We start from the raw sequence: 13,072 nt of genomic DNA, 5'->3' as shown, positions 1-13,072 counted from the left end.
GAATCGACCGGTGGAGGATTCGTGCGCATGGGCCGTGCACCGATTATTCCGCGCGCCGCTCATCATGTCGGCGCACACTGGCGTGCTCTGTCCGAGATCAGGGGCACCGGTGAGCGGTTCGTCCCGGCCCTGACCGAACCCCTGCCGCCTGCTGCGCGGCGTTGGATCAACCATGCGGTGGCCGAGGGCACGCCGATGGCCGCAGCCGCACGACTCGAGATGTCCGGGCAGATCCGGCTCGGATCCTGGCGACCGTTCACCGCTGTCCAACTCCTCGCCCCGACGTCGGGATTCGTGTGGGCTGCGACCACTCGGATCGGCCCGGTATCAGTGTCGGGGTACGACCGCTTCACCGACGGTTGTGGTGAGATGCGTTGGCGGATAGGGGGAATCATTCCGGTGATGTCCGCGGACGGCCCTGATGTCAGCGACAGCGCGGCCGGCCGCCTGGCCGGGGAGAGCATCTTCGTGCCGACGTCGTTTCCCCTCGCACGGTGGCGCGGCGACGAATTCGTCGCCGCGGCGACCTGGACGGTGGCCGGCCGCAAGGAAACCGTGCGTCTGGATGTCGCCGAGGACGGGGCGTTGTGCGGTATGCGGATGCTGCGGTGGGGCAACCCCGACAATCACGAGTTCGGCCGGTATCCGTTCATCGTCGCGGTCGAGGCCGAACACCGGTTCGGTGGCATGACCATCGCCTCACGGATCCGCGCGAGCTGGGACACGGGCACCGGCACGGACGGCGAGTTCTTCCGCGCCGAGATCACCTCTGCCGACTTCTTCTGACGGTCCACGAGGCCTGCCGCGGAAACCGACGTCGTCACTGTCTGCCGGGTGTCTGTGTGCGGTCCCGCCGGTCGGCCGTCCACACCGATTGCAGCATGTGCCAGTCGGCGGGATGCGCGGCGATACCGGCGGCGAACCGGTCGGCCAGTAACTGGGTCGTGGCTTCTACGCCGCCTGTGGTATCGATCGGGGCGTCGATGTGGAACCCCCAACCGCCCGGAGTGAACCAGCAGTGCACCGGCAGCAGCGGCGCACCCGTATCGATCGCGAGTTTGGCCGGGCCGGCAGGCATGCAGGCCGGTTCGCCGAAGAAGGTTACCGGCACGCCCGCTCCGGTCAGGTCACGCTCACCGAGGAGTCCGACGAACCGTCCCTCCCGGATCCGGGCGGTCAGCTGTTCGAACGGTGGAACTGTGCCACCGGTGAGCGGGATGATCTCGAAACCCAGGCCTTCCCGGAACCGGACGAAGCGGCGGAACAACGATTCCGGTTGCAGCCGCTCGGCGACGACGGTCGGTGTGCCGATCCGCTGTACGATCCACACTCCCGCCAGGTCCCAGTTCCCGCTGTGCGGAAGCGCCAGCACTGCGCCGCGCCCACGCGCGACGGCCTCGTGGATGTGTTCGAGACCGGTGGCCGCGGAGTCGATGGTCTCGGCCAGCCGTAGGGGATCCATCGACGGCAACCGGAACGCTTCGCACCAATACCGCGCGTACGAACGTAGACTCGCGCGCACGAGTTCGTCGGGCACCTCAGAGGGAGAGGTGGACAACACCCGAGCGAGGTTGCGTCGTAATTGGATCGGCCCGCCGTTTCGGGCCGCTCGATCCGCAGCCATCTCGAACAGGCGCCTCGCCGGCTTTTCCGGTAGCGCGCATACCGTCCACCAACCGGCGGCGTACGCAAGATCCCAGGCCTGATCCTTCATACTCATCGAGTATCCCTGATGTGGAGGTCTACAGCGATGATCACTGCGGCGAGTGCCGCGCGATGATCAAGCGATGGGCCACCCCGGGAGTCGCCCCGTTTCCTGCCACTTGCGGTCCCACCGGGAGAATCTCTGCCTGTTCATCACGACGTGGATGCCGAACAGCGTGAGCGCGCATGTCACGGTTCCGAGGACGACAATCGCCAGAGCCGCACCGAGGGCCGCGAGCGCGTTCTCGGTTCCGCTGCGGGGAACCGGCATGTAGTTGCCGGTCGCGTCGACCCAGATGCGTACCGTCTCCCCTGTGTGCCCGCGTGTTTCGAGCCCCACGCGGCCGATGTGCTCGACGCCGTCGACCTCCCACCGGGCGAGTGCCGGGCCGGGCGACGACGAGGACTCGGCCAACGGGTTGGGGACCGGCGCGTCGTCCGGATCGTCGTCGAGAACGACCGCCTGCACCTGCCGCCCTTCGGTCACCTGCTGATGTGACTGTTCGCTGAACTGCGCATACGACACGGTCCCGACGACACCGGCAACGGGCACCACCAGGAGCATCAGACCCACCAGGAGCATGAACGCGACAGCTTCGACGCGGTCGATTCCGCGCATGAGCGGATTCGCGCTCCACGGCCGCAGACGCCACCACCGCGCCGCCAGGGTGTCTTCGCGGATCATCGCACTCTCCGGACATCGAACTCCTTTCCCGAGTGTCGATCGTGCGCGCCTGTCGATGTAGTGCCGAAGGTCGCGTTCCAACCGGGTCCCCCTGCAGCGGTCGAGGGACCTCGGTAAGGAACCACGCCCGCCCCGCGAACAGAAAATCCGGCTGCCTGCAGATTCGCTCTGCCGACAGCCGGATTCGGTGTGCTGTATTCGGTTCGCCTACGCGGTGGGCGGGACGGCCGGTGCCTCGCGCGCAAGGATGGGAAGCCGCGACGCGAACGGCAGAAGCACCACGACGACCAGCGCGACCACCAATACACCGAGCGCCATGCCCGACAGCACGTCGTGGACGTAATGCACGCCCACCGTGACCCGGGAGAAGGCGAGCACCGCGGCGAGCGGCGCGACCAGCCAGATCAGACGCGGAGCCGCGAGGACACACGCCGTGGCGAACGACGCTGCGATGACGGAGTGGTTCGACGGCCAGGACCAGTCACCCACCTCGGGGCATTCCAGCACCGTCTCGATGCCGAGTGCGCGGCACGGTCGCGGTTCCGTCACCACGAGTTTGACGAGTTCGCTCGACAGGTAGGCACCCACGACACCGATACCGCCGACGGCGAGGGTGCCGAAGCTGCGTCGATCGTTCCGCCACAGCCACGCCGCGAGCACGCCGGTGAAGGCGACGAGGACGAGCAGTCCCTTGTCGGCGACGAGACCTGCAAGCGGTCCGAGGAAGGATCCCTCGACGGTCTGGGCGACGGTCAGGTACAGGCGGTCGCGCATCGGCACCGTCGCCGCCGCGAGCAGAGTCAGCACGAGCGCCACCCCTACGGCAGGGATGAACATCGAGCGGACCAACCGCGGGGATACAGGAGGTGAACTCTCGGTGACGACCATGACCGAATACGCTATCGCGCCACCTTCACCGGCTGCAGACCGGCAGGTAGGGCGGGGTGACGAGGAGCTTCGAGCCTGCGGCGCTTCCCGTTCCGAGACGACTGCAGGCCGGCGGATGAAGCGGCCTCTGCCTCCCCACCGGGCGATAGGCTCGCAGGCGTGTGGCGAACCTGGATCCTCTCCGCAGCGATGGTGGCCGTCGCGGCCGTCGTTCTGCTCACCGGTGCATTCGACGTGACCTCGGTGGTGACGGCAGTACTGCTGCTCGCCCTCGCCTGGGTCGTCTCTCCCCTGTTCTTCCCTCATCACGTCGACGACGCGACCGCGCGTCGCGACGCCGCTGCCCGCGGTGTTCCGGTGGTTTACTGGCGCCCCGGGTGCACGTTCTGCATCCGGTTGCGCGCCACTGTGCGCACCCGCGCGCGTCGCGCGGTCTGGGTGAACATCTGGCGGGATCCGGCCGCGGCCGCTCGGGTGCGGGAAGTCAACGGCGGGAACGAGACGGTGCCGACGGTGTTCGTCGGCGATGTGTCGCATACCAATCCCGACCCCCGTTGGCTCCGCGGTCAACTCGTCTGACGAACCGACTCCGACACGAACGAGGTCCCGGATCCGTGTGGATCCGGGACCTCGTTGATGCAGAGCGGTCAGCGGCGCGCGCCCCGGCCGGTGACGGCCTTGACGAGGAACAGCAGGATGACCGCGCCGAGGAGGCAGGTCAGGAAGCTGAAGATCAGTCCGCCGCCTTCGACGTCCACGCCGAAGACCTTCAGCAGGAAACCACCGATGAGGCCGCCGATGACGCCGACGACGATGTTGAGGAGAATGCCCTGCTGGGCGTCGGTGCCCATGATCTTGCTGCCGATCCAACCGGCGAGACCACCGATGATGATCCAACCGAGGATTCCGAGTCCGAGCATGTGCAGTCCTTTCGTGAACACTGGCTAGTTCGACTCAACTCAGATACCCAGTCGTCCCACCAGCCACACCTCTCACTTCTGACAAGTTCAGAGTGGCACGTTTGCGACGTCCGGAAGGTCGGATTCGGCGGTTCCGCGGCACGTGCCGTCTGCCCGACGGGGACGGCTCGCACTGGCACACTCGTGCGCATGACCCAGCCTCCCGTCACGATCACCGTCACCGGTCACGCCGAGCGCACGGTCGCACCCAATCGGTGCACCGTGGTCCTGCGGGTGCATGCGGACGGCTCGTCGCGCAAGCAGGCCGCCGAACCGGTGACCGCGGCCGTCGCCACCATCACCGATCTCGTGACCGAACTGCGCAAGCGCACCCGGAGCCCGGTGAAGCGGTGGACCTTCGATCGGGTGCGCCACAGTCGGCGTCGCCCGTTCAATCGCGAGGGCAAGAACCGGCCGTGGGTGTACAACTCGTCGGCATCGATCACCGTCACCTTCCACGAGTTCGACGCTGTGGGTGCGTTCGTCGAGCAGGTCGCGGAACTCGAGGCGGTCACCGTCGCCGATCTCCAGTGGTGGATCACGCGCAAGGCCAGGAAGAAGCGACTCGCTCAGGTCCGCGACCTCGCCGTCCGTGATGCTCTCGGCAAGGCGAAGGCGTACACGACGTCACTGGGTCTCGAGACCGTTCGTGCGGTGGCCATCGCCGATCCGGGCATGCTCGGCTCCCAGCCCTCCCCTGTCCACGCGGGCGGCGCTCCCATGATGCGCACCGCGATGCTGCGCTCGGATGCGATGACCGCGTCCGAGTCGGCGGAACCCGAGCTGGTCTTCGAACCCGACCGCGTCACCCTCACCGCCGACGTCGAGGCGCGGTTCGAAGCTTCCCTGTAGGGCGTGTCCGACAAATGCCGAGCGTGCTTCCGGTATCGAGGCCCTCGACACGGCTCGACGAGATTGTCGGACATGTCCTGGCTGTTGCGGGTCAGGCGATTGTTGACGCGTGCGGTGGGGTCGCGTCGACCGTGAGACCCTCGCGCTCGAGTCGGTGTCGTCCCCACTCGCCGAGTGGCTCCAGTGCCGCGTTGAGGGAGATACCTTCGTCGGTGAGGGAGTACTCGACCCTCGGGGGCACCTCCGCGTAGACCTTGCGATAGATGAGACCGTCTTCTTCCATCTGCCGCAGATGTTGGGTGAGCATCTTCTCGCTGACACCAGGGAGTGCCCTGCGAAGCTCAGCGAATCGACGTTTGCCATGGTCATGGAGCTCCCACAGGATCAGGCCCTTCCACTTACCGCTGACGACATCCAGTGCGGCGTCGATTCCGCAGATGTACGGTCCGGAGCGCGGTCTCTTCGCCATCTCGGACTCCTCACTTACATCTCGGTAAGTACCGCAGTAGATAGTGGGTACTTTCATGTCCGTAGGTCGTTGTCCAGCATGGATGTATGACAACACATTTCGCAACCTCGTACCCACGCACAGATGTCACGGTCCTCGGTCTGGGCGCCATGGGCAGTGCCCTCGCCGCACGACTCCTCGACATCGGCTACGACGTGACGGTCTGGAATCGGACCCCTGGTCGCGACACCGTTCTGGTCGAGAGCGGCGCCCACCCCGCCGAGACCGTGGCCGATGCGGCTGGGGCGAACCCACTCATCGTCGTCTGCCTGCTCCGGGCGGCGTCGGTTTACGAGACCCTCACCCCGGTGGTCGAGCAGTTGCGGGGTCGCACCTTGATCAATCTCACGACCACCACTCCGAATGAGGCCCGCGAACTCGCCGATTGGGCCGATCGGCACGGCATCGCCTACCTGGACGGCGCAATCTTGGCAGTCCCGGCCATGATCGGCACCCCCGCAGCACAGATCTTCTACAGCGGCCCGCAGTCCGTTTACGAGCAGCACCACGAACTCCTCGACACATGGGCGACCAGCACGTACGACGGCGCGGACCCTGGGATGGCATCGCTGATCGACTTGGCGATGCTTTCGGGCATGTACCAGATGTTCGCGGGATTCTTCCACGGCGCTGCCATGGTGGGATCCGAAGGCATGACCGCCGACGAACTCGCGCGCCGCGCAACCCCATTCCTCAGCGCAATGACCAGCGGATTGAGAGAATTTGCGGCAGTCATCGATGCCGGCGACTACACCGCTCCCGGGCAACAGAGCTTGGAGTTCTCCGACCTCGGCCACATTGTGAGCGCCAGCGAGGAACAGTGTGTCGATCCGGCGACACTCGTTGCCCTGCAGGGACTTATCACTCGGGAGATTGCCGCTGGTCACGGCTCCGAAGGCTTCGCCCGAGTCTTCGAGAGCATGCGGGCCGACACGGGCGACCACACCGCCGAACGCATCGCGTGACTCACCTGAGCCCGACCGCGACGCACGCATCGCTCATCGAAGAGATCGAGCCCTGACAGCGGTCACCCGCCGGCGTTACGTCTTGCGCGAAGGCGTTGCCGACGTCCTGCCCTCATACGCCTGTGAAACTTCGGTGTTCCGGATCCCGCTCAGCGAGGTCCGGAACACCGAACTTCGCGGACCCCCGTTCGATTCCTTGCGCGCCTCGTACAGACGGTGGCACGATGCCAGCACGCCGCCGAACCGCGCGGCCACAATCGAATAAGGCCCGCCAGGAGCTGCAACTCCCGACGGGCCGGATGTCCGACTGAGTAGGAGTCGAACGTGGGTCAGAATACCCTGGCCGGCGGCGTGCGTCGTGGACCGCGCCTTGCCGCCAACTTCACCGTCCTCAGCAACGCCGTCATCACCGACGAGCGGCTGTCCTTCCGCGCGCGGGGCGTGCTCGTCTGGTTGCTGTCCAAGCCCGACGACTGGCGCACCCGCGCCGACTCGATCGCAGCGCAGTCACCGAAAGAAGGTCGCGACGCGATCCGGTCCGCATTGCGCGAGCTCGCCGACCTCGGCTATCTGGTGCGCGAGAAGATCCAGAACGAGCTCGGCCAGTGGATCACCATCCAGACCATCTACGAACGTCCCGTCACCGACCCGGCGCCTGAGAACCCGACCCACGGCAGCGCGGACATCGCAGACTCAGGCGCTCTTTCAAGTACCGATACACCAAGGACGGAAACCAACCGCACACCGCGCGTCGCGACAGCACCGCTCGGTCCGGCGGTGGTCGAGCTTGCGGCAGCCTGCAGGAAGGCCGGGCTCACCGCGACCTTCGTCTACCTCAAACCCGATGCGGCAGCGGCGATCGAAGCACTCGTCGCTACACACGGCGTGCCGGCTCTGGTTGCGGCAGCGAAATCCGTGCACAGACCGGGCAATCCGATGCGACTGGCGCACGGATGGTTGCCGTTGTGGCGGTCGCTGTCGACGCCCCGTGTCCTCCAACCGAAGTGCGGCGATTGCGACGAGTACGGGTGGCTTCCCGACGACGAGCACGGGCGGGCCGTGCGGTGCGGGTGTCGCGCGCCGGTTGCGGCCTGAGATCCACTGCGGCGGGCCTCAGCCGAATTCCGTTGACCGATCGGACGGATCGGTTGTCTCATGAGAGGTAGGTGATGTTCTGCGGTAGACAGTCTCGCTGAGCTATCGACGGCGAGGGATGGTGACGGTGTCCGGAATCCCTATCGAAGTGCCCGTCGACGACGGCGTGCTGTCGGGACTCGTTTTCGATGGCCGTGGGCCGGATGTGCTGTTGGTCCATGGCAGCGGACACAACGCCGCGGTATGGACCGACGTGGCAGCGCATCTGGTGGCGCACTGCCATCCGGTGGCGGTGGATCTGCGTGGACACGGGCAGAGCGCGCTCACCTCGAGTACAGCCGAGCAGTACTGGCGTGATCTCGGCGCTGTCATCGAGGCACTCGGCTGGGACCGGCCGGTGCTGGTGGGGCATTCCACAGGTGGGTACGCGGTCACGGCAACGGTCGCAGCCGGACTGGTGGATGCGGCGGCATTGTGCGTGGTCGACGGCATGGTTCTGGACGATCGAGCTGCAGCAGTAGCTGCCCAGGCACAGTGGCAGAACCCTCGGGCCATCGAGCAAGTGAAGGAGACGTTTCGCTACGGCTGGCGGGCGACCGAACAGCAGTTGCTCTCGTACATCGAGCAGTGTGTGCGCGAGGCGGAAACCGACTGGCTCAACGCCGGATCCCGCCCGGAGCTCGTCCGTGCGGTGATGCGACGGACCTTCCTCCGCTGTAGCGATACGCTCTACGAGCGACGGCCGAGCCTCGACGAGATCGCCGTCGTCAGTGCTCCCGACTCACACGCAGCCATCTATCCGAGTGTGGACTTGTATACGCACCTTCGGTGCCCGATCACGTTCGTCCTGCCCGACAGAGGGTTCTACGCACAGCGCCGCGACGAGGTGCAGACGCTGGTCGACGCCGCTGCGAACCGAGAACTGGTGGAGATTTCAGCCAACCACAACGTGCCGATGACTCATCCTGCGGAGCTGGCTGCGATCGTCGACGATGTGGTGCGCCGGCACTCGTGATGATCCGGCGATCGTCGGCTCGGTGTTCGTGCGTCCTCAAGCGGTGAGGCGAAAACTCCGTTGCCCCGATACTCGCCGAGGAGTACTACTGATCGCCGGCGCATTTCGAGATCTTCGAGGGAGAAACACGGCGATGGCCACCACGATCGAACGACCGGACGGTACGAGCATTCACGGTCCGGGCAAGCTTTCTGCGGAGCGCTTGCAGCACGAGCTCGCGCTGCGTCGGCGCGCGCAGCGGATACCGGGGCGGCGACGTCACGAGGGAAAAGGTGGGCGTCGGCAGCAGCGGCGTGCTTCCGTCGGAGCGTGGTGACTCCGCCCCGCATCGTCGAGGCTGCGGCGTGATCGGTCAGCGACTCAGTAGCGGCGATTCCCGACGATAGTGCGCGTCCAGGACGACTGCCTCGTCCTCGACGTGATCGACATCGGACCACGGCACCAGACAGGTGCCGCGGTGCCGCCACCGGATCCACCTCGCGAGCAACACCGGGGCGTGCACGTCGGTGCGTTCGAATCCGAGGTACGACCCGCGACGACGCGGACCGAGGAGGATGCCGACCACCTCCGGCGACGGCACTCCCCCATCGTCCGACGCGGTGGGACGGGCAGGGATGCGGAAGCGCATATCGGACACCCATCCGACGCGGTCGCCGTTGTGATCGTGGACGGGCAGGTCGAGCAGATCAGTCAGGAGCATGACGGCCTCCGGGAATGCGGCCGATGATCTGATCCCGCACCCATCGCTCGGGCCACGTCGCATCCAAGGCCTCGGACCGCACTCGTAGCACGAGGGTGATACCGACCTCGGCGACATCGTCCCACGTGATGCGATGCAAGCGGCTTCGGGGCAGACGGCCCCCGAAGATCCGGGTCATCAAGGTCGATCCGGTGAGGATCGCTTCGATGCGCGGTGCTGACGAGGTGTCGCCGTCGGATTCGATGCCGCCGAGTTCGATGTCGTCGACCGTGGCGACCGGTACGCCGTCGCAGTCGAGGATCTGCCGATCCAACAGGTGCAGGCGGGCATCGATCAACCGACCGCCTCGGTCGGTGCCAGTGGATGGGTGTTCAGATGTGCTCATTGTCCTGCTCCGGTGACGATCATCAACGGTATCGCCGCTGCCGAGGCGGCGACGATGATGATCAGGTAGACGGTACCGATCGCGTTGACGACCGGGCCGTTGACATGCTCGCCCATGTACTGCGGGTCGTTGGAGATGATCAGAACCGGTAGATACGTCAAGGGCAGGGCGATTGCGGAGAACACGACCGAGTACTCGGTGACCAGGATCGGGTCCACCCCCGTCATCAGCACACCGACCGCGACGATCAACAACACCAGCATGGTCAGGTGGAAGCGTGCCGCCTCCACCGGGCGTCGGAACTTGCCCCACGACCACCCCAGGAACTGCGCCAGGGTGTAGCCCCCGGACAGTGCGGTTTCGAGCGCCGCGCCGAACGTGGCCGCCACGATCCCGAGGATGATCACCGCCACCGCCAGTTTCCCTCCCGCCTCGGCCACCGGAATCAGCACCTGCGACAGGCTGGACACCTCTACCCCACCCGGCATCAGCACGATCGCCGACAGTGCGGCGATTGCCACCGAGAGGATGCCGCCGAGGGGAAATCCGACCAGAACGTTGAGCCGGGACTTCGCCAGATCCCGCACCGTCCACTTCTCTTCCACGGCACCGGAGGAGAAGAAGAACACCTCGTACGGAGTCATTGCCGCACCGAACAGCGCGATCGCGTAATACCAGTACGCCGCCAGGTTTTCACCGTCCGACAGCGACGGGGTGAACACCTGGTCTGCGAGCTGCCCCCAATCCGGGCCGAGAAGGAACACCGCCACCGCGAACATGACCTGGCACAGTCCGACCACCCCGGTGACGTTCTCCATCACCGAGAACTTCACCCGCCAGATCACCAACCACACCGCCAGAGCGGCTACCGGAATCCACAGCTTCGGGTTCACACTGCTCGCCAATTGCAACGCCAGCGCGATACCGCCGACCTCGGCGGTCAACGTCAACAGGTTGATCAGAAACGACGCGCACAGATTCGCCACTGCCATGCGCGGCCCGAGGCGTTCGCGAATGATCTCGAAGGTGGCTCGGCCGCTGACCGCAGCGACACGACCGGACATCTGCGCGAACACGCAGATTCCCAGCACCCCTACCGGCACAACCCAGGCCAACGACAACCCGAAACGCGCGCCCACCACTGCATTGGTGACCAGATCACCGATGTCGAGAAACCCACCGATCGCGGTGAGGATGCCGAGAGCGACGGCGAAGAGACTTTTCATCCGCCCACGTCGAGACGGTCTCCGAGATCGAGCAACTCCGTACCCGTACGTCCGAGCTCGGCCGCAACCGCAGTCAGCTCGGTCTGCTCGCCGACCCCCGCAACGATGTCTCGACCCCGGATGATCTGTCCGGTAACCGTGTTGGCCGCCTGCAGGACCTCGGCGCGTAGGGCTCCCTGGTCGGGGTTGTCCACCTCACGATCCGCGGTTGCCGAGACCGCCTGGTCGACCTCCTCGAGCATGTCCGACAGGGCGGTGTCCGTGGCGGCGGTGGTGTTGCGACCGGCGGCGAAAACCTGCAGGCTCAGTTGAGCCGAGACTGCCGCCGAACCGAGCTGCTGCGCTGCCCGACCGAAATCGCCTTCCACCCCGCCGCGCATCGAAGCGCACCCGGATGCGAAGATACCCAGGAGCAGCGCTGCAGCGACCACAGAAAGCAGCGCACCCCTGCTCCGGCGTCCACCCGTCTCCCGCGAGACGCGCCGTGAAGACCACGCGTTCCTCACCAACCTCACGATAGAGGCCGGTTTCCGACGCCGGTCGGTTTCGACAGTGTCGACACTCGTCGCGCTGTCGACCCGGCGCCTATCGTTGTTCCCATGGATCCGCCCGTGACGCGGTACATCCAGCGCGACGGCAACGCACTGGCGTATCAGGCCGTGGGCGAGGGGCCTCATCCGATCGCATGGTTCTGCGAAGACATGATGCATCCGGACCTGATGTGGACCGATCCGCATCTCCACTACAACTTCGAACGTTGCGCCGGCTTCGCGCGTTCGCTGTTCTTCCAGCGCCGCGGATTCGGACTCTCCGATCCCGTCGACCACGTCCCCACGCTCGAGGAGCAGGCCGACGACGTCGTCGCGGTGCTCGACGACGCCGAGGTCGCTCACGCCGCGCTCGTCGGCGTGGCCAGCACCTGCGGGCCCCTCGCCTTGGTGGCCGCTCGGTATCCCGACCGTGTTTCCGGACTGGTCCTCGCCCAAGCCTGGTCCGACACCCTGTTGCCCGAGGACGGCGATCTGCCACCGGGATGGACTGCCGACGAGCGAGACCGGTTCGTCGAGTCGTATCGGGATGCGTACGCATGCTGGGGTCACGGGAAACTCACACCTCTGACGCACCCGACCCTCGATGTCCCGCACAATCGACGCATCATGGCGCTGCTCGAACGCTGCTCCGCCACACCGAGAACTGCCCAGAAACATCTCGAGTGGGCTCTCCGCGCGAACTACTCCTTGATTCTGCCGGCAATCCAATGCCCGACGAAGGTGCTGCATCAGCCGGAGACTCTGTTCGCTCGAGAGGCCGGCCGCAGGATGGCCGCGCAGATTCCGAACGGCCGCTTCTACGAACTGCCACCGATCCCCCTCGGTGCAACGCTGGGTGAAGTGCTGATCCCTGTTCTCGACCACGTGGAGGAACTCGTCAGCGGCACGGACCATCCGGTCGACGCCGATCGGTTCCTGGGCGCGGTTCTGTTCACCGATGTCGTCCGCTCCACCGATCTGCTCGCGGAGGTCGGTGACAACCGGTTCGCGAGGTTGCTGGGCGCGCACGACCGACTCGTGCGTGCGGAGGTCGAGGCCGGCGGAGGCACGCTGGTGGGCATCGCGGGCGATGGGACCCTCAGTGTGTTCGACGGTCCGGTGGCCGCACTGCAGTGCGCGCACCGGATCATCCGATCGACATCGACTCTCGGATTTTCCGTGCGCTCCGGCGTGCATGTCGGGTCGGTGACCCGCGCCGGGCCCGGGTTGACCGGAATGACGGTCCACATCGGCGCGCGGATCGCTGCCTCCGCCGGGCCTGGCGAGGTGCGATGCTCACAGGCGGTGCGCGACCTTGCGGTCGGCGGAGATTTCGATTTCACCGACCTGGGCAGGCATCGACTCAAAGGTGTGCCCGGTCAAGTGCAGGTGTTCAGGGCGACGGTCGGGGCCCGGCCTGCACAGCCTCCGCTGCCGCCACGCCCGACCGTCTCGGACCGGGCAGTATTGACCATGGCGCGCCGGGCTCCCGGCATGCTTCGTGAGCTCGCCCGCCTCGCAGACCGTCGCAACAGAGCAGCGAGGCGTCCACGATGATCG

16 protein-coding genes are annotated in these 13,072 nt (G+C 66.2%); 7 read left to right on the top strand and 9 right to left on the bottom strand.

Features of this window, described 5'->3' with window-relative positions:
* Positions 1-27: 27 nt before the first annotated feature.
* Entirely contained in the window at positions 28-786 is a 759-nt protein-coding gene (locus U9J23_RS12425) for a DUF6920 family protein (RefSeq protein ID WP_272267431.1), read from the top strand.
* Between the two features lie 34 nt (positions 787-820).
* Here U9J23_RS12425 and U9J23_RS12420 read toward each other — a convergent pair whose 3' ends face one another.
* The 3 genes from U9J23_RS12420 to U9J23_RS12410 all read right to left on the bottom strand — a co-directional run bounded on the left by U9J23_RS12420 (position 821) and on the right by U9J23_RS12410 (position 3,226).
* Positions 821-1,720 (bottom strand): phosphatidylinositol mannoside acyltransferase, encoded by a 900-nt coding sequence (locus U9J23_RS12420; RefSeq protein WP_145708909.1) that lies wholly within the window; start codon positions 1,718-1,720, stop codon positions 821-823.
* Positions 1,721-1,780: 60 nt separating this feature from the next.
* Complete coding sequence (locus U9J23_RS12415) at positions 1,781-2,389, bottom strand: Rv1733c family protein (protein WP_145708910.1); 609 nt, start codon at positions 2,387-2,389, stop codon at positions 1,781-1,783.
* A gap of 207 nt (positions 2,390-2,596) precedes the next feature.
* Entirely contained in the window at positions 2,597-3,226 is a 630-nt protein-coding gene (locus tag U9J23_RS12410) for a phosphatase PAP2 family protein (protein ID WP_326598065.1), read from the bottom strand.
* Between the two features lie 210 nt (positions 3,227-3,436).
* Between U9J23_RS12410 and U9J23_RS12405 the strand changes: the two genes are divergently transcribed.
* The gene (locus U9J23_RS12405) at positions 3,437-3,856 is read left to right on the top strand and encodes a glutaredoxin domain-containing protein (RefSeq protein ID WP_085468272.1); all 420 of its coding nucleotides are present in this window, start codon (positions 3,437-3,439) and stop codon (positions 3,854-3,856) included.
* 68 nt (positions 3,857-3,924) lie between these two features.
* Here the strand turns inward: U9J23_RS12405 and U9J23_RS12400 are convergent, their stop codons facing one another.
* On the bottom strand, positions 3,925-4,197 hold the full coding sequence (locus tag U9J23_RS12400; protein ID WP_179161691.1) for a GlsB/YeaQ/YmgE family stress response membrane protein: 273 nt from the start codon (positions 4,195-4,197) through the stop codon (positions 3,925-3,927).
* Positions 4,198-4,386: 189 nt separating this feature from the next.
* Between U9J23_RS12400 and U9J23_RS12395 the strand changes: the two genes are divergently transcribed.
* Positions 4,387-5,088: an SIMPL domain-containing protein gene (locus U9J23_RS12395; RefSeq protein ID WP_272267428.1), complete on the top strand. Its 702-nt coding sequence runs from the start codon at positions 4,387-4,389 to the stop codon at positions 5,086-5,088.
* A 91-nt stretch (positions 5,089-5,179) separates the two neighbouring features.
* Here the strand turns inward: U9J23_RS12395 and U9J23_RS12390 are convergent, their stop codons facing one another.
* Entirely contained in the window at positions 5,180-5,557 is a 378-nt protein-coding gene (locus U9J23_RS12390) for a winged helix-turn-helix transcriptional regulator (protein ID WP_272267427.1), read from the bottom strand.
* Positions 5,558-5,643: 86 nt separating this feature from the next.
* Here U9J23_RS12390 and U9J23_RS12385 point away from each other — a divergent pair, with 86 nt between their 5' ends.
* The 3 genes from U9J23_RS12385 (at position 5,644) to U9J23_RS12375 (ending at position 8,671) form a co-directional block, all read left to right on the top strand.
* Positions 5,644-6,561, top strand: coding sequence for an NAD(P)-dependent oxidoreductase (locus U9J23_RS12385; RefSeq protein WP_283480579.1), 918 nt, complete (start codon positions 5,644-5,646; stop codon positions 6,559-6,561).
* 324 nt (positions 6,562-6,885) lie between these two features.
* Positions 6,886-7,656, top strand: a complete 771-nt coding sequence (locus U9J23_RS12380) for a helix-turn-helix domain-containing protein (protein WP_272267424.1) — start codon at positions 6,886-6,888, stop codon at positions 7,654-7,656.
* Positions 7,657-7,774: 118 nt separating this feature from the next.
* The gene (locus U9J23_RS12375) at positions 7,775-8,671 is read left to right on the top strand and encodes an alpha/beta fold hydrolase (protein WP_326598059.1); all 897 of its coding nucleotides are present in this window, start codon (positions 7,775-7,777) and stop codon (positions 8,669-8,671) included.
* Positions 8,672-9,023: 352 nt separating this feature from the next.
* Here the strand turns inward: U9J23_RS12375 and U9J23_RS12370 are convergent, their stop codons facing one another.
* From U9J23_RS12370 to U9J23_RS12355, 4 genes are read right to left on the bottom strand one after another with little or no spacing between them, the layout of a single operon-like run.
* Positions 9,024-9,371: a PRC-barrel domain-containing protein gene (locus U9J23_RS12370; protein WP_326598057.1), complete on the bottom strand. Its 348-nt coding sequence runs from the start codon at positions 9,369-9,371 to the stop codon at positions 9,024-9,026.
* Positions 9,358-9,756, bottom strand: coding sequence for a hypothetical protein (locus tag U9J23_RS12365; protein WP_326598055.1), 399 nt, complete (start codon positions 9,754-9,756; stop codon positions 9,358-9,360). The genes U9J23_RS12370 and U9J23_RS12365 overlap by 14 nt, the downstream gene beginning before the upstream one ends.
* Positions 9,753-10,982 carry an NRAMP family divalent metal transporter gene (locus U9J23_RS12360; RefSeq protein ID WP_326598053.1) on the bottom strand — a complete coding sequence of 410 codons (1,230 nt, stop codon included), beginning with the start codon at positions 10,980-10,982 and terminating at the stop codon, positions 9,753-9,755. Before U9J23_RS12360 ends, U9J23_RS12365 begins: the two co-directional genes overlap by 4 nt.
* The gene (locus U9J23_RS12355) at positions 10,979-11,488 is read right to left on the bottom strand and encodes a hypothetical protein (RefSeq protein WP_326598051.1); all 510 of its coding nucleotides are present in this window, start codon (positions 11,486-11,488) and stop codon (positions 10,979-10,981) included. The genes U9J23_RS12360 and U9J23_RS12355 overlap by 4 nt, the downstream gene beginning before the upstream one ends.
* Before the next feature lie 93 nt (positions 11,489-11,581).
* On the opposite strand from U9J23_RS12355, the gene U9J23_RS12350 reads away from it, so the two are divergent.
* On the top strand, positions 11,582-13,069 hold the full coding sequence (locus tag U9J23_RS12350; protein WP_326598049.1) for an adenylate/guanylate cyclase domain-containing protein: 1,488 nt from the start codon (positions 11,582-11,584) through the stop codon (positions 13,067-13,069).
* Positions 13,070-13,072 lie beyond the last annotated feature (3 nt).

Source organism: Rhodococcus sp. PD04 (genome assembly GCF_035918275.1).
Classification (GTDB): domain Bacteria; phylum Actinomycetota; class Actinomycetes; order Mycobacteriales; family Mycobacteriaceae; genus Rhodococcus; species Rhodococcus rhodochrous.
This window is presented reverse-complemented; position numbering and strand designations above follow the sequence as displayed.

Bases quoted from the DNA above. Each gene is read 5' to 3' on its own strand.
- U9J23_RS12390 (WP_272267427.1), bottom strand. From the start codon at position 5,557: ATGGCGAAGAGACCGCGCTCCGGACCGTACATCTGCGGAATCGACGCC.
- U9J23_RS12425 (WP_272267431.1), top strand. From the start codon at position 28: ATGGGCCGTGCACCGATTATTCCGCGCGCCGCTCATCATGTCGGCGCA.
- U9J23_RS12385 (WP_283480579.1), top strand. From the start codon at position 5,644: ATGACAACACATTTCGCAACCTCGTACCCACGCACAGATGTCACGGTC.
- U9J23_RS12400 (WP_179161691.1), bottom strand. From the start codon at position 4,197: ATGCTCGGACTCGGAATCCTCGGTTGGATCATCATCGGTGGTCTCGCC.
- U9J23_RS12375 (WP_326598059.1), top strand. From the start codon at position 7,775: ATGGTGACGGTGTCCGGAATCCCTATCGAAGTGCCCGTCGACGACGGC.
- U9J23_RS12370 (WP_326598057.1), bottom strand. From the start codon at position 9,371: ATGCTCCTGACTGATCTGCTCGACCTGCCCGTCCACGATCACAACGGC.
- U9J23_RS12365 (WP_326598055.1), bottom strand. From the start codon at position 9,756: ATGAGCACATCTGAACACCCATCCACTGGCACCGACCGAGGCGGTCGG.
- U9J23_RS12350 (WP_326598049.1), top strand. From the start codon at position 11,582: ATGGATCCGCCCGTGACGCGGTACATCCAGCGCGACGGCAACGCACTG.
- U9J23_RS12360 (WP_326598053.1), bottom strand. From the start codon at position 10,982: ATGAAAAGTCTCTTCGCCGTCGCTCTCGGCATCCTCACCGCGATCGGT.
- U9J23_RS12410 (WP_326598065.1), bottom strand. From the start codon at position 3,226: ATGTTCATCCCTGCCGTAGGGGTGGCGCTCGTGCTGACTCTGCTCGCG.
- U9J23_RS12395 (WP_272267428.1), top strand. From the start codon at position 4,387: ATGACCCAGCCTCCCGTCACGATCACCGTCACCGGTCACGCCGAGCGC.
- U9J23_RS12420 (WP_145708909.1), bottom strand. From the start codon at position 1,720: ATGAGTATGAAGGATCAGGCCTGGGATCTTGCGTACGCCGCCGGTTGG.
- U9J23_RS12415 (WP_145708910.1), bottom strand. From the start codon at position 2,389: ATGATCCGCGAAGACACCCTGGCGGCGCGGTGGTGGCGTCTGCGGCCG.